The sequence below is a fragment of the Haloferax sp. Atlit-4N genome (assembly GCF_003383025.1).
GTDB classification, from domain to species: Archaea; Halobacteriota; Halobacteria; order Halobacteriales; family Haloferacaceae; genus Haloferax; species Haloferax gibbonsii.
In genome coordinates this window covers 495,492-517,890 of sequence record NZ_PSYY01000002.1, presented here as the reverse complement: position 1 = coordinate 517,890, position 22,399 = coordinate 495,492, and the positions used below count along the sequence as shown (strand labels likewise).

At 67.4% G+C, this 22,399-nt stretch carries 20 protein-coding genes and 1 tRNA gene; 12 read left to right on the top strand and 9 right to left on the bottom strand.

Annotated features, from left to right (window positions below):
• Positions 1-92 precede the first annotated feature (92 nt).
• Complete coding sequence (gene radB / locus C5C07_RS11850; protein ID WP_050459594.1) at positions 93-782, top strand: DNA repair and recombination protein RadB; 690 nt, start codon at positions 93-95, stop codon at positions 780-782.
• A 102-nt stretch (positions 783-884) separates the two neighbouring features.
• Here the strand turns inward: radB and C5C07_RS11845 are convergent, their stop codons facing one another.
• Positions 885-2,027 (bottom strand): CBS domain-containing protein, encoded by a 1,143-nt coding sequence (locus C5C07_RS11845; RefSeq protein WP_004975340.1) that lies wholly within the window; start codon positions 2,025-2,027, stop codon positions 885-887.
• A 388-nt stretch (positions 2,028-2,415) separates the two neighbouring features.
• Between C5C07_RS11845 and C5C07_RS11840 the strand changes: the two genes are divergently transcribed.
• The 6 genes from C5C07_RS11840 (at position 2,416) to C5C07_RS11815 (ending at position 11,980) form a co-directional block, all read left to right on the top strand.
• Positions 2,416-4,611: a type II/IV secretion system ATPase subunit gene (locus tag C5C07_RS11840; RefSeq protein WP_004975338.1), complete on the top strand. Its 2,196-nt coding sequence runs from the start codon at positions 2,416-2,418 to the stop codon at positions 4,609-4,611.
• The gene (locus tag C5C07_RS11835; protein WP_115805124.1) at positions 4,601-6,733 is read left to right on the top strand and encodes a type II secretion system F family protein; all 2,133 of its coding nucleotides are present in this window, start codon (positions 4,601-4,603) and stop codon (positions 6,731-6,733) included. Before C5C07_RS11840 ends, C5C07_RS11835 begins: the two co-directional genes overlap by 11 nt.
• A 4-nt stretch (positions 6,734-6,737) precedes the next feature.
• Positions 6,738-8,909: a hypothetical protein gene (locus C5C07_RS11830; protein WP_115805123.1), complete on the top strand. Its 2,172-nt coding sequence runs from the start codon at positions 6,738-6,740 to the stop codon at positions 8,907-8,909.
• Between the two features lie 3 nt (positions 8,910-8,912).
• On the top strand, positions 8,913-10,703 hold the full coding sequence (locus tag C5C07_RS11825; protein ID WP_004975324.1) for an Ig-like domain-containing protein: 1,791 nt from the start codon (positions 8,913-8,915) through the stop codon (positions 10,701-10,703).
• A 120-nt stretch (positions 10,704-10,823) separates the two neighbouring features.
• Complete coding sequence (locus C5C07_RS11820; RefSeq protein WP_004975322.1) at positions 10,824-11,528, top strand: haloacid dehalogenase type II; 705 nt, start codon at positions 10,824-10,826, stop codon at positions 11,526-11,528.
• An 80-nt stretch (positions 11,529-11,608) separates the two neighbouring features.
• Positions 11,609-11,980, top strand: coding sequence for a hypothetical protein (locus C5C07_RS11815; protein ID WP_004975320.1), 372 nt, complete (start codon positions 11,609-11,611; stop codon positions 11,978-11,980).
• Positions 11,981-12,064: 84 nt separating this feature from the next.
• On the opposite strand, the gene C5C07_RS21865 is transcribed toward C5C07_RS11815, so the two are convergent.
• Positions 12,065-13,933 carry a hypothetical protein gene (locus C5C07_RS21865; protein WP_233510343.1) on the bottom strand — a complete coding sequence of 623 codons (1,869 nt, stop codon included), beginning with the start codon at positions 13,931-13,933 and terminating at the stop codon, positions 12,065-12,067.
• A 500-nt stretch (positions 13,934-14,433) separates the two neighbouring features.
• Between C5C07_RS21865 and C5C07_RS21700 the strand changes: the two genes are divergently transcribed.
• Both C5C07_RS21700 and C5C07_RS11800 read left to right on the top strand, forming a co-directional pair.
• Complete coding sequence (locus tag C5C07_RS21700; RefSeq protein ID WP_172795796.1) at positions 14,434-14,583, top strand: hypothetical protein; 150 nt, start codon at positions 14,434-14,436, stop codon at positions 14,581-14,583.
• Positions 14,583-14,771 (top strand): hypothetical protein, encoded by a 189-nt coding sequence (locus tag C5C07_RS11800; protein WP_004975315.1) that lies wholly within the window; start codon positions 14,583-14,585, stop codon positions 14,769-14,771. The genes C5C07_RS21700 and C5C07_RS11800 overlap by 1 nt, the downstream gene beginning before the upstream one ends.
• A gap of 218 nt (positions 14,772-14,989) precedes the next feature.
• Here C5C07_RS11800 and C5C07_RS11795 read toward each other — a convergent pair.
• The 4 genes from C5C07_RS11795 to C5C07_RS11780 form a co-directional block, all read right to left on the bottom strand.
• Positions 14,990-15,064 (bottom strand) — tRNA-Val (locus C5C07_RS11795).
• A gap of 72 nt (positions 15,065-15,136) precedes the next feature.
• Positions 15,137-15,388, bottom strand: a complete 252-nt coding sequence (locus tag C5C07_RS11790) for a hypothetical protein (RefSeq protein WP_004975312.1) — start codon at positions 15,386-15,388, stop codon at positions 15,137-15,139.
• Positions 15,389-15,648: 260 nt separating this feature from the next.
• The gene (locus C5C07_RS11785) at positions 15,649-16,182 is read right to left on the bottom strand and encodes a cob(I)yrinic acid a,c-diamide adenosyltransferase (RefSeq protein ID WP_115805122.1); all 534 of its coding nucleotides are present in this window, start codon (positions 16,180-16,182) and stop codon (positions 15,649-15,651) included.
• Positions 16,179-16,418 carry a glutathione S-transferase N-terminal domain-containing protein gene (locus C5C07_RS11780; protein WP_008095587.1) on the bottom strand — a complete coding sequence of 80 codons (240 nt, stop codon included), beginning with the start codon at positions 16,416-16,418 and terminating at the stop codon, positions 16,179-16,181. Before C5C07_RS11780 ends, C5C07_RS11785 begins: the two co-directional genes overlap by 4 nt.
• A 188-nt stretch (positions 16,419-16,606) precedes the next feature.
• Here C5C07_RS11780 and C5C07_RS11775 point away from each other — a divergent pair, with 188 nt between their 5' ends.
• Genes C5C07_RS11775 through C5C07_RS11765 form a run of 3 tightly spaced genes read left to right on the top strand, consistent with a single transcriptional unit; the run spans position 16,607 to position 19,547 of the window.
• Positions 16,607-17,713, top strand: a complete 1,107-nt coding sequence (locus tag C5C07_RS11775) for a metal ABC transporter substrate-binding protein (RefSeq protein WP_115805121.1) — start codon at positions 16,607-16,609, stop codon at positions 17,711-17,713.
• Positions 17,710-18,552: a metal ABC transporter ATP-binding protein gene (locus C5C07_RS11770; RefSeq protein ID WP_115805460.1), complete on the top strand. Its 843-nt coding sequence runs from the start codon at positions 17,710-17,712 to the stop codon at positions 18,550-18,552. Before C5C07_RS11775 ends, C5C07_RS11770 begins: the two co-directional genes overlap by 4 nt.
• On the top strand, positions 18,549-19,547 hold the full coding sequence (locus C5C07_RS11765) for a metal ABC transporter permease (RefSeq protein WP_199522734.1): 999 nt from the start codon (positions 18,549-18,551) through the stop codon (positions 19,545-19,547). The genes C5C07_RS11770 and C5C07_RS11765 overlap by 4 nt, the downstream gene beginning before the upstream one ends.
• Before the next feature lie 51 nt (positions 19,548-19,598).
• On the opposite strand, the gene C5C07_RS11760 is transcribed toward C5C07_RS11765, so the two are convergent.
• Genes C5C07_RS11760 through C5C07_RS11750 form a run of 3 tightly spaced genes read right to left on the bottom strand, consistent with a single transcriptional unit; the run spans position 19,599 to position 22,341 of the window.
• Positions 19,599-21,194, bottom strand: a complete 1,596-nt coding sequence (locus C5C07_RS11760) for a hypothetical protein (RefSeq protein ID WP_233510342.1) — start codon at positions 21,192-21,194, stop codon at positions 19,599-19,601.
• 12 nt (positions 21,195-21,206) lie between these two features.
• Entirely contained in the window at positions 21,207-21,950 is a 744-nt protein-coding gene (locus tag C5C07_RS11755; protein WP_199522733.1) for an ABC transporter ATP-binding protein, read from the bottom strand.
• 49 nt (positions 21,951-21,999) lie between these two features.
• Entirely contained in the window at positions 22,000-22,341 is a 342-nt protein-coding gene (locus C5C07_RS11750) for a hypothetical protein (RefSeq protein ID WP_004975295.1), read from the bottom strand.
• Between the last annotated feature and the right edge of the window lie 58 nt (positions 22,342-22,399).

Below are 22,399 nucleotides of genomic sequence, written 5' to 3'. Positions count from 1 at the left end.
CCCTCGACGGTCGCGGACTGGCGCCGAAGCGGCGGCTCGTACCGCGGCGGGCGACCGGGGTCTTTTTCGGCCGGTGGCACCCACCACCTGACGTGACAGAGTCAGTCTCCACCGGGTGCACGGCGCTCGACGACCTCCTCGACGGCGGGTTCGAACGCGGCACCGTCACGCAGGTGTACGGCCCCTCCGCGGCCGGCAAGACCAACGTCGCGCTCTCGGCGGCGGTCCGGGTCGCCGCGGCGGGCGGCACCGTCGTCTACATCGACACCGAGGGACTGTCGGTCGACCGTTTCCAACAGCTCGCGGAGGCGGTCGCCCCCGAGGACGTGGAGTCTGTGACCTCGCGGCTGATGATAAGCGAGGCGTACGACTTCGAGGACCAGGAACAGGCCGTCCGCGACGCCGAGGAGTTCGCCGCCAGCGCCGACCTCATCGTCCTCGACTCCGCGACCGGCTTCTACCGGCTGGAGCGGACCGCCGAGGGCGACGGCGGCGAGGCGCTCCGTCGGGTCGCCCGGCAGGTCACCCACCTGCTGTCGCTCGCGCGCAAACACGACCTCGCGGTCGTCCTGACGAATCAGGTGTACTCCGACCCCGACACCGACCGGACGCGGGCGCTCGGCGGCCACACCCTCGAACACTGGACCGGCACCGTCGTCCGCCTCGACCGCTTCCGCGGCGGCAACCGCCGGGCGACGCTCGAAAAGCACCGCGCGAAACCCGCCGGGGAGACGGCGACGTTCAAGATAACGGACCGCGGGCTCTCGGCGACTGACGTGTAGAAAAAGGTCGACGCGACCGGGCGGACGACCCGGCCCGATCCTGCTCCTGTGTTCCGTTCGCGTTTCGATTTCGGGCGTACCGGTGTGACCGGTGCGTCGGCGTTACAGCTCGTTCAGCTTCCGGAGGAGCTGACCGCGGTAGCGCTCGTCGGCCTCGAAGCCCTTGACTTCGAGCACGTTGCGTTCGAGCTTGTCGAGCGCGACGTGGAACGCGTGTTCCGCGCCGTAGCCCTCGCCGCTGCCGGCCAGTTGGCCGTGGCTCGTGCGGAGCCGAATCTGGCACTGGATGAGCGGCGTGCCGCGGAGCTTCTCCTTGTGCTCGTGGAAGCGGACGTGGGCGTGGAGCACGCTCATCCGCTGGTACTTGTCCGCGACCTCGGTGATGGCCGAGTTGATGTCGGCGCGGCTCAGCGTCTCGAGGAGGCCGATGTTCGTGACCTGCACGTCCATCTGCTCTTCTTCGGTGTAGGTGAGCGCGCGGAGCACGTCGGTCTTGGTCACCACGCCGAGGACCTCGCCGTCGTCGTCGGCGGGCGTGACGACGAGCCCGGCGATGTCGTGTTCCAGCATGCGCGCGACCGCGTCGCGGACGCTCTCTTCGGGCGTCGCCGTGCGCGCCGGGCTGCTCATCAGGTCGTAGACCGGGAGGTCGAGCATCCGGTCGGTGTCGCCGCGGCGGTCCTGTTTCCCCTGCCGACCCTCGTCGCGCACCATGAACTCGACGAGGTCGTACGTGGTCAGGATGCCCGCGAGGCGGCCGTCCCGGTCGACGACCGGCAGCCGCGAGACGCCGTGTTCGCGGAGGCGGTTGATGGCCTGTCCGAGGTGGTCGCGCTCGCCGATGGTGACCACGTCGTCGGTGTAAATCTGCTCGACGGTCAGCGCGTCGAGGTTGTCGAGGACGGCCTCGAGGATGGCGTCCTGCGTGATGATGCCGTACTGTTTTTCGCCCTCGTAGACCGGCGCGACCTTCGTGTTGCCCTCGACGAGCATGCGCGCGACCTCGCGCACGTTCTCGTGACGGTCTATCTTGGGGACGGCCTTCGTCAGCGCGGCCGCTTTGGTGTTGTCTTCGACGTGCGAGTTGATGAGCTGCTTCTCACCGATGACGCCCGCGTACTCGCCGTCGTCCTGGACGATGATGCCCTTAGGGTTTTCCCGCTCGAAGATGGAGCGGACTTTGCCTAATCGCTCGTCAACGTCGACCTCGATGAAATCAGGAGTGGCGATATCAGCAATATCCATAATACATCCTTACATACAACGCCGCTTCTCTTGAAGGTTCGTCCCGTTTCCACCCGCTAGGAAGGACCGAAATCGCAAGGCCACGACGGGGCTGAAGGATGGAATTCCGACGACAGACGGCCTGTGCCTATTGGTAACACTGTTCTTACGCTGAATATCGTCGTTTCTCGCCGACGCGTCGGCCGTGAACGGTGCGCGCGGCCGAATACTGTAATTCAGTTGTTACTCTCTCGCGGGCGGGGTTGGGGACCACCCCACCTCAATTCCCCGTCGAGAACGGACCAGATGAATTCCGGAATACGCCGGTAGTTCGGGCCTAACCGGCCGAATTCGCTCATCTAGTCGCTCCATACTTACAGCCGTTCCTACCGTTCAGTATTTCCAGAGAATGGCGTCTCCTGACAAGAACTCCCAGACTGACCGCCTCGATGGCGAAGAATCGTTCCGAGCAGACGGTGCCGGCACCGCCGAACTGGTCCCCACGACCGGTCCGGAGGCGATGGCCGCCCGCGCGAGTGAACTACCGGTCCCCGCGTCGGACCGCATCGAATACGGCCCCGTCGAAGACCCCACCGACGACGAAGCGGCGGACGAAGACCGCCCGGAAACGCTCCGGGAGGCCGTCCTCCGCGAGGTGAAGGCGTTCTTCGCCGAAATCGACGACGAGACGGCGTTCGCGCCGACGCCCTCGGAGGCGTTCATCGAAGACCAATTCTTCGACTTCTCGTTCCTCGAGGGCGTCGAGGCCGTCGAACACTACTGGGTGAACAAGCCCTTCGCGTTCGTCTCCATCCTGTACGACCACGAGAAGCGCGAACACCGGTACCACGTGAGCGAACCGCGCCTCGACGACTTCGAGGACTTCGTGCGCGACGACCTGACGAAGATTCTGCGCAACAGCCTCCTGTACCGCGACCTCGACGCCGACGGCGACCGCGAGGACGTGTTCGACGACGAGGCCCGCGAGATAATCACCGAACACGCGGCGACGGTCGAAGAGGGGTCGCTCTGGAAGCTGTTTTACTTCCTGCTCCGCGACTTCATCCACTTCGGCCGCATCGACCCCGTGATGCGGGACCCGGGTATCGAAGACATCTCCTGTGACGGCGACGACGTGCCGGTCTACGTCTTCCACAGCGTCTACCGGGACGTGCCGACGAACGTCGTCTTCGACGACGGCGACCTCTCGTCGTTCACCATCCGCCTCGCGCAACGCGCGGGCAAGCAGGTGACCGTCTCCGACCCGCTCGTCGACGCGAGCCTCCCGGACGGCTCCCGCGTCCAGTTGACTCTCGGCTCCGACGTCGCCACCCGCGGGTCGAACTTCACCATCCGGAAGTTCTCGGACGTGCCGCTGTCGCCGGTCGACCTCGTGCGCTGGAACACCTTCAGCGTCGAGCAGATGGCGTACTTCTGGCTCGCCATCGAGAACAACCGCTCGCTCATCTTCGCGGGCGGCACGGGCTCCGGGAAGACCACCTCGATGAACGCGGTGTCCTTCTTCGTCCCCGGCCACGCGAAGGTCGTCTCCATCGAGGACACGCGCGAAATCACCCTCCCGCACGACAACTGGATTCAGTCCGTCACCCGCGACACGTTCACGGCCGACGGCCGCGGCGAGGTGTCGATGTACGCGCTCCTGCAGGCCGCGCTCCGACAGCGCCCCGAGTACCTGCTGGTCGGTGAGATTCGCACGGAAGAACGCGTCGCACTGACGTTCTTCCACTCCATCGCCACGGGCCACACCGCGTACACGACGTTCCACGCCGACTCCTCGGAGGGCGTGGTCCACCGCATGCGCAACGAGCCCCTCGGCGTGCCCGCCCAGATGCTCTCGGACCTCGACATCATCTCGGTGCAAAAGCAGATTCACCTCGACGGCGACCGGACCCGCCGGAACATCGCCGTCACCGAAATCGCCGGCGTCGACGACGACGGCGAGGTCGAACTCCGCGACGTGTTCAAGCGCAACCCCGAGAACGACGCCCACGAGCGCGTCGGCGACTCGGTCGTCCTCGACGAAATCGCCGCCGAGCGCGGCTGGACCAAGGCAGACCTGCAGTACGAACTCGACGTTCGCGCCGACGTGCTCCGGTACATCGCCGCCTCGGGCGTCGACGACTACCTGACGGTCTCCGCGATGATTCGCCGCTTCGAGCGCGACCGCGAAGGCCTCCTCGCGCACGTCTACGCCGAGACCTCGCTGGTCTCCGTCGACGAGGGTGACGAGGACGACGCCGCGGGGGACGACCTCGACGACGACGAAATCGAGGTCTCGCCCGAGACCGAGCGCCTGCTCGCTGACCTGTTCGACATCGAGTTGGACGACGGCGCGGACGGCGACGGCGACGCTGACGCTGACGCTGACGCTGCCGCCGATGGCTGGGAAGTCGTCGGCGATGACGATGCCGATGCCGTCGCTGACGACGCCTCGGACGCTGACGACTCCGAAGTCGTCGACAGCGACGACGCCACCGAGTTCGACGATATCGCGGAGGCTGGCCCCGCGCCGGCCGATGACGCCTCGGACGCGGACGAAGCCGTGAGCGACGACGACGACCGGGAGGCCGACGATGCCCGCTGACTCGTCGTCCTCGGTTCCCCTGCCCGACTACGAGGTCGAGCAGTACTTCCCGCGCGAACACTTCGACGAGTCGCCCGAGGAGGTCAAGCGGCTCCGCCAGCGCTACGGGTACGTCCGCACGTACTTCAAGCGTAACCCGGCGGGCCACCGCGACCTCCAGCGCTGGCTGAACCAGACCCGCGTGGGTACGACCTACGACCTGTACCTCACGCAGTCGCTCAAACTGGCGTTCGTCACCGCGGTGTTCGGCTCGCTCGTCGGGCTCGCGCTCACCTTCGTCCTCGCCCGCGCGGGCGTGCTGGCGAACGCGTCGAGCCCCGTGAGCTTCGGCATCGCGGCGCAGTACGTCGTTCCCCTGCTCCCCTACAAGGTGCCCATCCTCGGCGCGGCCCTCGTCGGCCTCGTCGGCGGATTGGCGGCCGCCGGGACCTACTACGCCCGGTACTACCTCCCCAAGAGCCGCGCCGAGATGCGCGGCCGGAGCATCGACATCCTGCTCCCGCACGCCATCGTCTACATGTACGCGCTCAGCCACGGCGGGATGAGCTTCCTCGAAGTCATCCGCTCCGTCGCCGACGCGCCCGACTACGGCGAGGTGTCCCGCGAGTTCGAGATGATCGCCCGCGACATGGACCTGTTCGGCAACGACCTGTTCACGGCGCTCCGCAACTCCCGGAACCTGACGCCCTCGATTAACTTCGAGCAGTTCCTCGACGACCTCCTTTCGGTCCTCGACTCCGGCGGCGACGTGACCGCCTTCCTCGACCGCGAGTCCGCGACGTACCTCGAAGAGGCCCGCGACGAGCAGGAGGACTTCATCGAGACGCTGTCGATGCTCTCCGAGGTGTTCGTCGCCGCGTTCGTCGCCGCGCCGCTGCTGCTCATCGTCACCCTGATGGTCATCAGCTTCCTCGGCGGCGACACGCTCGTCCAGCTGTACGCCCTGAACTACCTCATCTTCCCGCTGGGGATGGCGTTGTTCCTGCTCCTCGTGGACGTGCTCTCCTCGCCGTACACGCAGGACACGGTCCGGACGAAACACGACGTGACCGTCCTCGAAGAGATTCGGACGGTCGTGGCCAACTTCCTCGGCGCGATGCGCCGCGAAGTCCAGCGCGCCCGCGAGGCCCGCTGGGGCGGCGGCAAGGTCGCCTCCGACGGCGGCTTCGTCGACGAACGACTCGACGACTACCGCCGGGAAAACGCTGTGTACGAGCTTCGGACGCTCGTCGGCGACCCGCTCGACATCATGCGCCGCCAGCCGTACCTCTCGGCCGTCGTCACGGTGCCCCTCGCGCTCCTGTCGGTCGTCGGCGTCTTCGTGCTCGGCCTCGCGACGCCGACGCTCGACGCCATGCTCGCGAACCCGTACAACACGACGGTCTGGTTCGTCGTCCTCCCGTTCGCCATCGTCGCGGTCCCCCTGACGGTCTTCCACGAGCTTCGGACCCGCCGCGAGCGCACGCTCGAACGGCGCTTCCCCGACACGCTGAACCTGCTGTCGAGCGCCAACCAGATGGGTATCTCGCTGGTCGAGGCGCTCGCGCTCGTCTCCCGGTGGTCGAACGGCGCGCTCGCGGACGAACTCCGCGCGCTCCGCAACGACATCCGCTGGAACCACGACGCCCACTCGGCGCTCATGGCGTTCGCCAGCCGGCTCAACGTCCCGCAGCTCTCGCGGGTCATCCGGCTCATCGCCAGCGGCGGCCGCACCAGCGGCGACCTCTCGCGCGTCCTCAGCGTCGCCGCGGAGGACACCCGCAACCGGTACAAGCTCGAAAAGTCCCGCCGTCGCGCGATGGGTTCCTACATCGCCATCGTCGTCATCGGGTACTTCGTCTACCTGTTCGTCATCCTGATGCTCGGTGCGAGCTACCTCGGCCCCCTCGCCGAGATGACCGGGCCGTCGGCGTCCGCGTCGATGGACGGACAGTCGCTCCCCATCGGCATCTCGTCGGTGCCGCTGGCGAACTTCCACGTGGTGTTCTTCCACTCCGCGCTGATTCAGGCGGTCGGAAGCGGACTCCTCGCCGGAAAACTGGCAGACAACAGCGCCCTCAGCGGGCTGAAGTACGCCCTCGGACTGTCCGCGCTGGCGCTCGTCGCCTTCGCACTGGTGTAAGGCCATGACTCACAACACTCCCAACCAACACACGCAATCGCCCCTCAGGCACGTACTGCGCGGGTTCGTCGCGGGCGAGGCCCGCCGCGGCTCGCACCTCCGCGGTGACCGCCGCGGAGCCTCGGCCATCCTCGGCACGATGCTCGCGTTCGCGCTCGTCGTCTCGCTCGTCGCGATGGTGCAGGTTTCGGCGGTCCCCGCGTGGAACCAACAGACCGAATTCGAACACCTCACCGCGGCCGAGACCGACTTCGCCGCGTTCGACGAGAGCGTCGCCAAGGCCGTCGACGGCCGGCAGACCCGCGCGACCCTCGACGCCGGCGTCGACTACCCGACCCGCGCGCTGTTCGTCTCGCCCGCCGCCGGCTCCGGCAGCCTCCGGACGACCGACCCCGCGACGGCCCGCATCTCCGGCGCGGTCGCGACCGGCGAGACCGGCACCTACTGGGACGGCTCCGAACACGCGTTCGACACCCAGCAGTTCGTCTACCGACCCGACTACCGGTACCTCCAGAGCGAACCCTCGCTCGTCCACGAGGGGACCGCGCAGTACACCGCCTACGGCGGCGGCGAGGTCGGCGCGACCCAGTCGCTCGTCGACGGGACCAAGGTGTCTCTCGTCTTCCTCGAAGGCGACATCGACACCGCGACGGGCGAGGTGGCGACCTTCAGCGTCGTCCCCCTGAGCGCCGGCACCGACTACATCACGGTCACCGACGCGGGCACGCCCATCACCATCTCGGTCCCCACTCGGCTCTCCGAAGACGCGTGGCGCGACCTGCTGGCCGACGAACCCAACGTCCGCTCTATCGCCTACGCGACCGGAGCCGACTACAACACCCTGACGGTCGAACTCGCGCCCGGCAAGACGTACGACCTGCGGCTCTCGCGGGTCGGCATCGACACCCCCGGCGCGCTCCAAGAACCCGCCTACATCGTCGACGTCGCGGGCGACAACGCCGTCGTCCCGCCCGGTGCGACCCACCGGGCCGTCGTCGAGGTCCGCGACGCGCAGAACAACCCCGTCCCCAACGCGGTCGTCAAGGCCAGCCCCGGCCTGACCGCCGAGAGCGGGCGCATCGTCGCGCGCGACACCGGCACCATCTCGACCGTCACCGACGGCGACGGCCGCGCGACGTTCGTCTACACCGCGACGAGCAGCGTCGACGGCGTCGTCTCCGACGAGTTCGACGTGGTCGTCGAGGACTCCGCGGGCGCGAACGTCGACCGCGTGACCTTCGACGTGCAGCTCCGCGAGGGCGGCGTCACCGACCCGCTCCGCGGGCTCGTGGCCGCCATCGGCGACCCCGGCTTCGTCTACGCTGACGTGGACGGCAACGGCGAGTTCGACGGCGCGGACTACCGCGTCAACAACACCGGCACGGGCGGCGACATCGTCTACGACGCCGGCTCCGACCGGCTCGTTGTCCCGCCGAGCGTCCGAACCATCGTCTCCGACGAGGACATCACCCTCGCGGGCGACGGGGTCTCGCTCCACGTCGACGTCGTCGCGACCGGCTCGAACAGCCGAATCGACATCGACGCCGGAAGCGGCTCTCTGGCCGCGGTCGGCGTGAGCGTCACCTCGGTCTCGGGCAAGAACATCGACGTGACCGCGGGAGACGAAATCGACCTCTCCGGCGCGTCGGTCACGCAGGGCAGCAACGCCGACCTCACCATCGAGGCCGGCGGCGACATCGACCTCGACAACGCCGGGGTGACGCTCACGCAGGACCGCAACCTCCTCTCGGTCACCTCGACGAACGGCTTCGTCAGCGCCCGGAGCGCCGACATCAGCGGCAAGGGCGACGTCCGCATCGACGGCGCGGACGGCGTCGACCTCGCCGGGGCCGGCCTCTCGGGCGTCAAGGACAACGCCGACCTCGAAATCGACTCCGCCCGCGGCGGCGTCAACCTCAACGGCGTGGTCATGCTTGGCGACGGCGACATCCTCGTCGACGCCGAGGGCAACATCTTCGTCGTCGGCGCGAACATCGCCTCGGCGAAGACGGACGTGGAGATAACCTCCGACAGCGGCATGGTCAGCGGCCGCGAGGCCGCCATCTCCGCCGAAGACGACGTGGTCATCACCGCGGCGACCCGCATCTACCTGCCCGACTCCGCCATCGAGGACGAGGACTCGCCCGAACTGAACGCGCCCGACGTGGAGGTCTGAGCCGTGTCTCGCCTCTCTCTCGACTCCCGCGGCGTGTCCGAAATCCTCGGGCTCGTCTTCGCGTTCGGCCTCGTCGTGTCGGTCATCGCCATGGTCCAACTCGCGGGCACGCCCGTCTGGACCGCCGGCGACGAAGCCGACCACAGCGCCAGCGTCTCGACCGACCTCGCGTCGCTCGACTCGCAGGTGTTCCGCGCCTCCGGCGTCGACGCCGGCAGCCGCGTCGCGGTCGACTCCGACGTGTCGTACCCCGAGCGCTACCTCGTGGTCTCACCGCCCGACAGCGTCGGGACGTTCCGGGTCGCCGGCGCGGACGCCGTGACCGTCACGGGCGTCTCCGCGGTCGGCCCCGAGCGGGTCTTCTGGAACGGCTCGACGCACACCTACGCGACCGGGGCCATCGTCTACGAACCCGACTACGCCGAGCGCGACGAGGCCCGGATGGTGCTCGAAAGCGGCGTCTCGTACCTCGAAACCGACGGCACCCCCGTCGTCCACCGCCAGTCGCTCGTCCGCGGCACGACCGTCACGCTCGTCTTCTTCGAAGGCGACCTCGACGGCCACACGACCGCGGGCGACACCGTGGCGCTCGCGCCCGTCTCCGTCCGAACCGAGTCGCTGCCGGTCTACAGCGCCACCGACCCGGTTCACATCTCGGTGCCGACCTACCTCTCCGAGGACGCGTGGGTCGACCTCATGGCCGAGGAGCCCCACGCGCGGGTCGTCTCCTACGTCTCCAGCGGCGACCACGCGGTCGTCACTATCGAACTCGACGCGGGCGTCCGCTACGACTTCCGCGTCGCTCGCCTCGGCGTCGGCGAGGCCGTCGAACCCGACCCCGCCGCCTACGCCATCGCGGTCGAAGGCGAGGACGCCGCGGTCCCCTCCGGCGGCCGCGAGACGCTCGTCGTCCGCGCGTTCGACCGGTACGGCGCGCCCGCCGCGGGCGCGACGCTGACCGTCGCATCGCCGACCTCGCTCGGCGGCACCGTCGCCCCCACCGACGGGGCGACCGCCGTCACCGACGAGTCGGGCCGCGCGAGCTTCACGTACACCGCGCCCGACGGCGTGACCGAAATCGAACACGACACGGTCACCGTCACCCTCGACGGGGCGTCCGGCCCCGGCGCGACCGTCACCTTCCCGCTGGAAGTCCGCGGGATGGGCGAGACCTACGAGGTCAGAAACGTCGTCACCTCGACGCCGACCCCGACCCCGACGCCAACTCCAACGCCGACGCCGTCACCAACGCCAACACCCACGCCGACCCCGACGCCGGAGCCCGAGGATGACTTCACCATCGACGACGGCGAGGTCGTCCCCTCCGACGACTTCACTGGCGAGTTCGAACTGCTCGGCAGCGCCATCAAGAACGGGTGGTACGACGTGCCCGTCTCCGTCACCTTCGTCGTCGACGGCGCGTCGCACAACCCGGCCGACTGGGACAACGTGAACGACGGCGTGTCGCACTCGTTCAGCGTGGCGGGCGACGCCGGCGACGCCCTCTCCATCGTCGCCGCCGCCGACGGCTACGTCACGGCCGACTCGTCTGTCGACCACCGACAGGTCGCGGTCCTCCGCGACGGCGACCCGGTCCCGGAGATAAAGGGCTACAACGGACAGGACGACGCCGCCGAGTTCGTCGCCCCCTACATCAGCGACGACGGGGAGACGATGGCGCTCGACAGCAACCAGGCCATCTTCCTGTTCGAACTCGGCACGACGAACACGCGGAGCAACGCCTTCGACATGCAGGACGTGGTCGTCCTCGTGACCCTCTGGGAGGACGACTGAGTAGGCCGCTTCCCTCCCGCCGCGCTCGTCAGGAGCGCCAACCCCATTCTTCGGTCTTTTTTCCCGCCGGGTTCGCACGACCGCCGCATCGTTAACACCCGCGTCGACGTAGGGTCGCGCATGTCGTTCGACCCGGACCGCGTCTCGACGGTCACGTTCGACTCGTACAGCACCCTCGTGGACGTCGACGCCGCCGAGAAGGCGCTCGCCGAGCGCGTCGACGACCCCGAACCCGTCTCGAAGCTCTGGCGGTCGCGGTCGCTCGAATACACCTTCGTCGGCAACCACATCGACGAGTACGAGCCCTTCTACGAGGTCAACCGCGCGGCGCTCCAGTACGCGCTGGAGGCCCACGGCGCGTCGGTCTCGGCGACCGAGCGCGACGAGATTCTCTCGGTCTACCACGAACTCGACGTGTTCGACGACGTGCGCGACGCGGTCGGCCGCCTCCGCGACGCCGGCTACGACTGCTACGTCGTCTCGAACGGGAACCCGGAGATGCTCGACTCGATGGTCGACCACGCCGACATCCGCGACCTCCTCGACGGGGTCGTCAGCGCCGACGAGGTCGGGGTGTTCAAACCCGACGCGGAACTCTACCGCCACGCGGCCGCCCGCACCGGGACGCCAATCGACGAAATCGCCCACGCGACCGCCGGCTGGTTCGACGTGATGGGGGCCCAACACGCCGGGATGCAGGGCGTCTGGGTCGACCGGAAGGACTCGCCGTGGGAACCGTTCGGACCGGAGCCCGACCTCTCTGTCTCCGACCTCACGGCGCTCGTCGACACGCTCGTCGGCGACGAAAGCGGGACGGCGGACTGACCCCGCGGCTCGCACCCGCTCGCGGGAACTGCGCGCCGGATGCTCACAATACTATTGTCGCTGGCCGTTCATCTAGTTGGATGGAACGCCGGCGCGTGAAAGGCGGAATCTTGGCGGCTATCGGGTTCGTTCTGTCCCCGCTTTCGTGGTGGAACGACCTCGTGGTCAACCTCCCGCTGGCCTACGCGTTCGGCGTCGCGGTGAGCCTCGTCTCCAGAAGCTGGTTTCTCCCGGGCGTCGTCGCCGGCTACTGGCTGACGAACGTGGTCGGCTTCGTCCTGCTCCACAAGGGCGCTGTCGACGCGGTGTCCGCCGAATCGCATCCGTACACGACCCGACGATTCGCCAAGGACTTCGCCATCTCTATCGGTTACACTGCGCTCGTGGTCCTGTTGGTCTGGTTCGGCTTCCTCACCGTTCCCGACGGTCTGCTCGCGGCGCTCGGTCGGTGACTGCGGCCGGTCGGTCGGCGGTCGTCGTGAAAAATAGTTCGAGCCGACTCGGCGGTGGGACCGGGTCGGCCGGCGGTCGTCGTCTCAGTTCTCCGTTCCGTTGTCGATGGGCGTCTCGGTCGGCGGCGGAGTCTCCGTCTCGTTGGTCGGTTCTTCAGTCGTTGGCTCCTCTGTCATCGGTTCCTCAGTCGTCGGTTCTTCAGTCGTTGGTTCCTCGGTCGTCGGTTCTTCAGTCGTCGGTTCTTCCGTAGTTGGCTCCTCGGTCGTTGGTTCCTCAGTCGTCGGCTCGCCACCGACGGTTATCTCCGCGTCGTCGGTGATGGGCGACCCGTCCATCGTGTACGGGCCGTCCTCAGCGCCGTCGGACGAGAGGAAATCGAGCTGTTGGTTGTTGTTCGTATCCAGATGCGCCATGGCGGTCAGGGTGGCGCTCTCGCTCAGCGACTCGGTGAGGAAGATTCGGATGTTACTGTCGCTCTCTTCGATGTAGTTCGATATCCCGACGACGTCGCCGCTCTCGTTGTGAATCACGACGAAGCCGCCCTCAGAGAGGGTCGCGCTCGCGACGGTCACGGTGGCCCCGTCGGAGTTCTGGTCTTCGAACTCGACGGTCGCTGTCGGTTCTTCGGTCGGTTCGTCGGTGGTCGGTTCCTCAGTCGTTGGCTCTTCCGTAGTTGGCTCTTCGGTGGTCGGTTCCTCAGTCGTTGGCTCTTCGGTCGTCGGTTCTTCGGTGGTCGGCTCCTCGCCGACGGTCACGTCAGCGTCGTCGGTGACGGGCGTCCCGTTGACCGTGTACGGGCCGTCTTCGGTTCCGTTGGACGTGAGGAAGTCGAGCGTCTGGTTATCGTTGGTGTCGAGGTGCGCCTGCGCGGTCAGGGTCGCGCTCTCGTTGAGCGGTTCGAGGAGCGGCACGGAGACGTTCTCCTGCTCGCCGGGTTCGAGGTAGTCGGTCGCGCCGATGACCGAACCGTTCTCATCGATGACGGCGATGTAGCCGCCGTCCGAGAGGTTCGCGCTCGCGACGGTCACGCTATTTCCGTCGGACTCCTGGTCGTCGAACTGGAGCGACGCGGTCGGCTCTTCGGTCGTCGGCTCCTCGCCGACGGTCACTTCAGCGTCGTCGGTGACGGGCGTCCCGTTGACCGTGTACGGGCCGTCCTCAGTCCCGTTGGACGTGAGGAAGTCGAGCGTCTGGTTGTCGTTGGTATCGAGGTGCGCCTGTGCAGTCAGCGTGGCACTCTCGTTGAGCGATTCGAGGAGCGGCACGGAGACGTTCTCCTGCTCGCCGGGTTCGAGGTAGTCGGTCGCACCGACGACCGAGCCGTTCTCGTCGAGGATAGCGATGTAGCCGCCGTCAGAGAGGTTCGCGCTCGCGACGGTCACGCTACTCCCGTCGGACTCCTGGTCGTCGAACTGGAGCGACGCGGTCGGCTCCTCGGGTTCGGGCTCAGGTTGTTCGCCCACGGTGAGCGTCGTCAGTTCGCCGAAGTCGCGCGTCTCGATGCCGTGGATGTACGTCCCGTCTTCGAGGCCCGTCGTGTTGACCTCGAACGCGATGGTCTCCGTCTCGTTCGGGTTCAGCGCCCAGCCGGTTCGGACGACCACGTCGCCCTCGAGCCGGAACTCGACGCACTGAATCATCGGCACGTCGTTCGGGTTGGTGATGTCCGCCGACACCGTCACCGGCTCACCGGCTTCGACGCCGGACGGCGCGGAGAGGTTGCTCACCGCGAACGAGTCGTAGGTCGCGTTGTTCGGATACGTGCAGTACTCCGCCTGCATCTGCGTCTGTGTCTGTTGCTGTACCTGTGCCTGCCGTGTGTCGACCGCCGGCGCGTTCGGCTGGGCGACCGACTGTACGCCGTCGGACGCCGCCAAACCGGTCCCCGTCGCCGCCGCCGCGACGAGGGCGACGACGACGAGAACGCCGGCGATACGTGTTCGTGTGCTCATGTGTCTGCGATGACAATCTACCGACGCCGCGGGCAAAAGCTGACGAGATAGTTTCAATAGTTTCGCGTGACGGCTGTCAACTTACCTGATGGTATAGGCGGTTAGTCTGTCTCTGATTTCGATACTGGGGGCTTGTTGACTAGTTTTTCTGCAACAGTTCGCGAAACACGATGTTTCACGCGAGACGCTACGATTTAACTGTCAGAAAAGCGAGTCGGTCGCCGAAGCTAACGTGGTAGCTTCTCGTTTATTCGAAGTTCTTGACAGTTTGAGAGACGGGGTCGGCTGAGCGTTTCGAAAACGGAACGGTGTCGAATCGCTGGCTGTTCCGCGTGTCGTTCGAGTAGCCACACCCGACTTCCCACCCGGGTACCGATTTCCCTCTCGACGTTGAGGAGTGGGCAATACAATCAGAATTGTCGTTACATACGAGTTCGAATTTGGGTAATTACACTCGTAATATCCAAAACTTCTTGTACTCGTGTCCTATTTGGTCGTGTATGAGCGAATCCAACGAGAATTCGCGGATTGCACCGTACACGGAGTACTCGCGCACCCGTTCGCGGTGCCCTCGATGCGGGACGTCCGTCCCGAAGGAGGCGGTCGCCGACGCGCTGTGTGCGAGTTGCAAGACGGACGTATCCATCTGATGAGCACGGCCGCACCACACAGTTCCGACGAGTTGGCTGACGCGCCGGTGTTCGACCTCGAATGCATCTACGACGACCCGGAGAACCCGACCGAACTGACGGTTTTTTCCCCGAAGTCGGATGAACTGACGACCTCGTGGATAACGGTCGACCGCGGAAGCGCCGTCTCGCTCGACGACATCGCGTAGGCGCTCGGCGGGCGGCGTTTCTGTTTTCGGTGTTTGACTGCTAGTGTCCGATTTAGCACCGCGGACCCCTCGCTGTCGCTCGTTGTTGTGTGGTATGGATTGGAGCGGATTCGAACCTCGGTCGCTCACTTCGTTCGCTCCCTGCTTCGAATCCGCCGTGACAATTTTCGATTCCACGGACTCCTCGCTGTCGCTCGTCGTTGCGAGGAATCAGAAAATGGGTTGGGGCGGATTCGAACCGCCGGCCTGCTCCGTGTGAAGGAGCCGTCATAACCTGGCTAGACCACCAACCCGACTACGATTTCGATTTTCCGCGCCGCCAATTAAGACTTACGTTGTGCCCCGATTCGAGGGCACAAACGAGCCTACTCGGGTCGCTGCACGCGACGGCGAACCCGCCCGGCGGCCCGTCGACTCCGCGTCGCCGCCCGGCGCGCGCCGTACTCGACGCGCTCCCGTCGCGTCTGCGGCTCGGACTCCTCCTCGTCCTCAACCTCGCGCCCGAGCGCCGCCATGAGGCGGCGACGGAGCGGTGCCGTCTCCTCGTCCAGACCGGCGTACAGGTGCTCGAATCCCCGTCGGAAGTAGTACCGCGCGTCGGTGAAGTGTCGGTTCATACCTCTGGATAGCCACGGCGACGAGAAAACGATTATGTCACGTGTTACCGAGAGTCATTTGTCTGGGAAAGAGCGATACACTTTAGTGATTCTTAGGCATACCTAAAACTGGGAACGCAGGCCACGCTTCGTGGTCGGTTCCAGTTAGCGTCTGGCCCCTTTCCGGGACGGCGATACCGTGGGCACGATTCGTCCGTCCTGGTCCCATTATCCTCGTGAGCGACCGCGCCGACTCCGGCGGGTGAAGCGGGCGCTCGGACTCAGTACGTCGGCGACTCCTCGGGCACGCCGTCGCGCTTGTTGACCAGTCGCGCGAAGACGAACAGCGCGTCGGAGAGGCGGTTGAGGTACGCGACGACTTCCTCGTTGACCGGTTCTTCGGCCGCGAGCGAGACGACGCGGCGCTCGGCCCGCCGCGACACCGCGCGGGCGTGGTGAAGTTTGGCTCCCGTCTCGCTCCCGCCGGGGAGGATAAACGACGTGAGCGGGTCGAGTTCCTTGTCGGCCTCGTCTATCCACGCTTCGAGTTCGTCGACGTGGTCGGCGGCTATCTGCGGGTCGTCCTCGTCGGGGTCGGGGTTCGCGAGGTCGGCCTGCACGATGTGGAGGTGGTTCTGCACGGCCTCTAACACGTCGTCCACGTCGTCGTGGCCGGTCGGGCGGACGGTCCCGACGAGGGCGTTCACCTCGTCGACCGTCCCGTAGGCCTCGATGCGGTGGCTCGTCTTCGACACGCGGGTCATGTCCCGCAGGTCGGTCATCCCCTCGTCGCCGCGGCCGGTGTATATCTTCATGCCAGCGTCTGGTCGACGTACCGGAGGATGTTCTCGCTCTCGGACATCGTCACGCCGCGGTCGCCGTCAACGAGAACGGGGACACCGCGCTGGCCGCTCACGCGCTTGACCTCGTTTCGGTCCGAGTGGAGCGCGTCGACCCACTGCGTCTCGTAGTCGACGCTCGCCTCGGACAGCGCGTCGTGGACCTTCTCGCAGTACGGACAGCCGTCGAGCGCGTAGAGTTCGATTCCCATGCCCCGCCGTTGGGCGCGCCGACTCAAAGAGATTTGCACGCCGATGGGCCCGACCGCCACGCCTCGGTCGTCGTGCCGTCGGTGCCCCGTGAGCCGTTACGGCTCTCCACCCGCATGTTTTAGACACGTCAAAATCCAACCTTAGAGCAACAAATCTATATGGTGGCTTGTATCTATTTCACATAGTGATGAACACTAACGCAGATTCGGTCGACCCCAAACTCTCTCGGCGGTCGGTCGTCGCGGCCGGTTCCGGTCTGCTGACGGCCGGCCTCGCCGGCTGTCTCGGCGGTGGCGGCGGAGCGGGAAGCGGAAGCGATGGCTCGAACACCGGCTCCAACGACGCCTCTGGCGGGTCCGAGTCGGAAGACGAATTCGTCGTCGTCGCGTCGTTCTTCAGTTTCTACGACTTCGCGCGCAAGGTCGCGGCCGACACGCCGGTGACGCTCAAGAACCTCATTCCGACCGGCCTCCACGGCCACGGCTGGGAGCCGGACGCGAGCGTCACGCGCGACATCATCGAGGCCGACGCGTTCGTCCACGTCGGCGAGGACTTCCAACCGTGGGCCGACCGCGCCATCCAGACGCTGAAAGACGACGACGTGGACACCCAACTCATCAACGTCCGCGAGGGCGTCGAACTCGTGGAACTCGCCGCGAGCCTCGACCGCGACGAGGAGGGCGTCGGCGAGGGCCGCGGGAGAGACCCCCACTTCTGGCTCGACCCGCGGCGCGCCAAGACCGCCGTCGACAACATCACCGAGGGGCTGGTCGAACTCGCCCCCGAGCACGAGGAGACCTTCCGCGACAACGCCGACGCGTACAAGGCCGACGTGCTCGACCGCATCGACCGGGACTACCAGGACATCTTCGACCGGGCGTCGCGCAAGGTCGTCCAGTTGGCGGCCCACAACGCCTTCCAGTACATCGGCGTCCGCTACGGCGTCGAGATGCGCCCGCTCGTCGTCAACCTCGCCGCCAGCGGCGACGTGAAGCCCTCGGACATCACCGAGGCGAAGCGCGTCATCGAGGAAAACGACATCAAGTACATCGGCGCGGGCGTCTTCGAGACGCGCCGCCCCGCGAAACAGCTCATCGCCGAGACGCCCGTCGAGGCGTACTTCCCCGTCACCCCCTACGCGGGCGTCCGCGAGGACTGGGTCGAAAACGACTGGGGATACGAGGAAATCGCGTACAACATCAACATGCCCACGTTCGAGGTCGTCCTCGGCAACAAGTCGCCCGAAGAGGTCGGCCCCGACGGCTGGGCCGACGCGTGGAGGAACTTCGAATGAGCGCCCTCCGGAACGGCGAGTCCGCGGAAACCGCTGAGTCCGCCGACACCGGCGTCGCCGACGACGCCACCGACGACGGCCGCGGCTCGTCCGGCCCGCTCGTCGAACTCGCGGACGTCGAGTTCGGGTACACCGCGACGCCCGTCGTGGAGGACATCTCGCTCCGCATCGACCCCGGCGAGTACGTCGCCATCGTCGGGCCGAACGGCTCCGGGAAATCGACGCTCATGAAGCTCATCCTCGGCCTGCTCCGGCCCGACGCGGGGACCGCGCGGCTGTTCGGCGAGCCCTCGCACGCCTTCGACGACGGCGCGCGCATCGGCTACGTCGCCCAGCACGCGAGCGCCTCCAAGGAGATGCCTATCACGGTCCGCGAGGTCGTGAAGATGGGTCGGTTCCCCCACGTCGGCTTCGGCCGGCTCTCGGCCGAGGACCACCGCATCGTCGACGAGGCGCTCGCCACAGTCGGCATGACGGACTTCGCCAACCGCCGGGTGACGAAGCTCTCGGGCGGCCAGCGCCAGCGCGCCTTCATCGCCCGTGCGCTCGCCGGCGAGGCGGACCTGCTCGTCTTGGACGAGCCGACCGTCGGCGTCGACGCCGAGTCGGTCGACGCCTTCTACGACCTGCTCGAAGCGCTCAACGAGGAGGGCATCACGATTCTCCTCATCGAACACGACCTCGGCGCGGTCACCGACCACGCCCGGCGCGTCGTCTGTCTCAACCGCGAGGTCTACTTCGACGGTCCGACCGACGAGTTCGTCGAGAGCGATGCGCTCGCGCGGGCGTTCGGGACGGCGGCCTCGTTCGCGGGCGGTTCGGGCGGTGGTCGCGCGTGATACCCGTCGAACTGTTCGCCGCGTTGCAGGCGGGGCCGTTGGACGCCGTCCTCGCGCCACTCTACTGGGTCCTCGCGCTGTGGTCCGACCTGCTTTTCGCCGTCGGCGACGCGACCGGCCTCAGCTTCCTCGACTACGCGTTCATGCACCGCGCCATCCTCGTCGGCCTCTGTATCGGCGTGATGGCTCCGCTCATCGGGACGTTCCTCGTCCACCGCCAACTCGCGCTCATCGGCGACGCGCTCGCCCACACCGCCTTCGCCGGGGTCGCCATCGGGCTCTTTCTCAACGGCGTGTTCAGCCTCGGCGTCTCGCCGTACCTGACCGCCGTCGTCGTCGCCGTCATCGCGGCGCTCCTCATCGAACTCATCTCCGAGGCGACCGACGCCTACAACGACGTGTCGATGGCGATCGTGCTGTCGACCGGGTTCGCGCTGGGCACGGTCCTCATCAGCCTCAACGCGGGCGGCCTCGCGGTCGGCATCAACCAGTACCTCTTCGGCAACCTCTCGACCGTCTCGGCGGAGAACGCCGCCATCCTGCTCGTGCTGTTCGCCGTCATCGTCGGCACCGTCGCGCTCACGCGCAACCAACTGCTCTACGTGACGTTCGACGAGACGGCCGCCGCCGTCTCGGGCATCTCGGTGACGTGGTACAACCGCGTGATGGTCATGCTGACCGCGCTGGTCGTCGTCGGCGCGATGCAGATTATGGGCGTCATCCTCGTCGCCGCCATGCTCGTCGTCCCCGTCGCGGGCGCGGCGCAGGCCTCCCGAAGCTTCTCCGAGTCGCTTCTGGTCTCCGTCGTTCTCGCCGAACTCGCCGTGCTCCTCGGCATCGGCGCGTCCTACTACGGCGAGGCCACCGCAGGGGGCGTCATCGTCCTCTTCGCGGTCGGCATCTACGTCGTCTCCGTCGCCGTCGGTAAGTTGCAGGCGCGCGCCGGAGAGGACGCGACGCCCGAACTGGGGAGTATCGAGTCCTCCGACCTGTAACGTCGCTCGCGTTTTTCGCCTTGTCCGTCGGCTCGGCGGTTTCGCGCCGGCTCATGGTTCGTACCGGTCGAGTCGCCCGACCGCGTCCCGGAACGCGTACCAGCCCGCGCCGAGTCCGAGAAGCGCCGTCGCGGCGACGGCGACCGTCATGGCCGTCGAGAGAGACATCGAACCGCTCTCGATGGCGGCGGTCGCGGCGATAGCCGGCATCCCGATGAGCGCGACGACCGCGGAGAACGCCGAGAGCGCGCCGAGCGGGGGGAGCCCGACGCCCCGCGAGCCGGTCGCCGCGTCCGTCGGCGAAAGCCGAAGACCGGCCGCGAGCGACACGACGGGCGCCATCGCACCCAGTATCGAGCCGACGAGCGCCGCGCCGACGCAGGCCGCCGGGGAAGCGCCAATCGCGAGCGCGGTTCCGAGCCCGGCCGCCGCCGACAGCGCGGTCCCCGGAACGGCCGCCGACAGCGCGTAGCCCGTCACGACTCGTTCGCGCCCGTGGGGTGCCGTGAGCGTGAGCGGGAGCGCGGCGCCTTCGGTGCCGAGCGGGTCGAGCGTCACTCCCGCGCCCGTCGCGACCGCGACGTAGGTCGCGACGACGGCCGGAAGCGCGGTCGGGAACGTCTCGACGACCACGAGTCCCACCCCCGCGGTGGCTCCGACGACGATTCCGCTGAACAGTAGTGCGCGCGGTTCGCGCCACAGGCGGAGCCACACGACGCGGGCGACGGCGGCCGTCGGCCGCGAGGCGACACGGGCGACGAGCCGGCCGCCGGCGACCCGAAGCCGGGTTACGATTGCCGGGTCTCCCCGTGTTTCCCCTGCCTTTCCAGCGTCCGCCCGTTGGTAGTCAGTTATCCGGCGGGCCGTGGCGACACCGAGCCACCACGCGACAGGCGTTCCGAGGAGGGCGGCGACGGCGCGCCCGTCCGAGGCACCGACGCCCGCGCCGACAAGCGCGAGGTCGGCGTACCAACCGACCGGGAGTCCGCTCAGGAGCGCGAAGGACGACCGAGTTCGAACGAACGCGAAGCCCACGACCGAGACCAAGAGCGCGCCGAAAAGGAGCCGGTGCCGTCGCACTCGCGGATAGTGACGGAACGCCAATCTGACACCCAGCGCGACCGGGAACGTCACCGCAACGGCCGTCGCGACCAGCGCCGTGACGGCGACGAGCGCGGTCACAGCCGTCCTCGGTGACGCCGCTCCGGCGGCGAACGCGACGCCACCGGCGACGCCCACGACGCCGACGAGCCGGCCGGCGAACGCGAGCTGGTCGAGAATCTCCGCGGTGAAAAACGCCGTCGGGGAGAGCGCGAGGCGCCGGTGGTCAGTCCGTTCGTCGTCCTCTCGTTGGGCCGTTCTCACGAGCACACCGTAGCAGGTCGCGACTGCCAACAGTCCCGACAGCCCGCGCGCGGTGCCGAGCGCGCCGGCCCCTCTCCCATCCGCAACGGCGACGCCGGCGGCGTACGCACCCGGGTCGCTCCAGACCGCCTCGTAGCCGGAGACCGGGAGTCGGCCGACGACCGCGAGGAGTGCGAACGAGACGGCGGCGAGATAGAGCACAGACACCATCGGGCGGTCGCGCGCTCGTCGGACCCCGCGGAGGGCGCGGACGCGAACGACGTGTCCGACCTGCCGAACCATCGTCTCCATCGGTCACTCGCTCCGGCCCTCGGTCATCTCCAAGAAGGCGGCTTCGAGCCCTTCCGACTCCCCGTCGCGCTGCGCTTCGCGTTTCACCGCGTCCAGCGGTCCCTCGGTGACGAGCCGTCCGTCCTGAATGACGCCGACTCGGTCCGCGAGCGCCTCGACGACGGTGAGCAGGTGCGACGAGAGGAACACGGTGGTCTCGTCGTCGGCCAGGTCTTCGATGACGCGGCGCATCGTCCGCGCCGACCGCGGGTCAAGTCCGGACGTCGGCTCGTCGAGAAACACGACGTCGGGGTCGTGCAAGAGTATCTGAATGAGTCCGACGCGCTTTCGCATCCCGCGGGAGTACTCTCCGAGGCGGCGGTCGGCGTCGTCGGACAGTTCGAATCGGTCGAGAAGCGCCGAAACCCGTTCGCGAATCGTCTCGGCGGGCAGGTCGCGGATGCCGCCCGCGTACCGCAACTGCTCGCGCGCGGTGAGTTCGTCGTACAGCGGCGGAACGTCCGGCAGAAACCCGATTCGACTCGTCACCGACGCCCTGTCCTCGATGGACGCCCCGGCGACGCGCGCGCGACCGCTCGTCGGCGCCGTCAGCGTCGTGAGCATGCGCATCGTCGTCGTCTTCCCCGCACCGTTCGGACCGAGGAATCCGTAGACGCTCCCCGACTCCACTCGGAGAGACAGCCCTGTGACTGCGACGGTGTCGCCGTACTCCTTCCGGAGCGACTCGGTCTCGATTGCTAGCGGCACATCATGTTCACCGAGTGTCACGATATTCAACCTGTCTCCTCGCCCGCGCTCAGTCCGACTGGCTCCCCTGGACGTTCCCGGTCGGGTCCCACAGGAGGTCGACCGCTCCCCCGACGCCGAGAAGAACCAACAGCACCGGGAGGTCCGTCGGCGCGCCGACCGCGTAGGCGGCGACGCCGATGACGCCGAGCGGGACCGCGGCGAGGCGCTCGACGTTCGGAACCCGGTGGAACAACAGCCCCGTCACCGCGTACCCCGTCAGCGAGGCGAGGAGCAGCGCTTGCACGGGGTCGTGGCCGCCGACGGTGGCCCGAACGGTCAGGCCGCCTAAGACGACGGCGAGGAGGGAAAACAGCAGTACGCGGGGTCGCTCGATAGCGGTGATGGACACGTCGGTCGCTTGTGTCCGGAGGGAAATAACACTTCACGGATAGGTGCGCGAGGCCGAC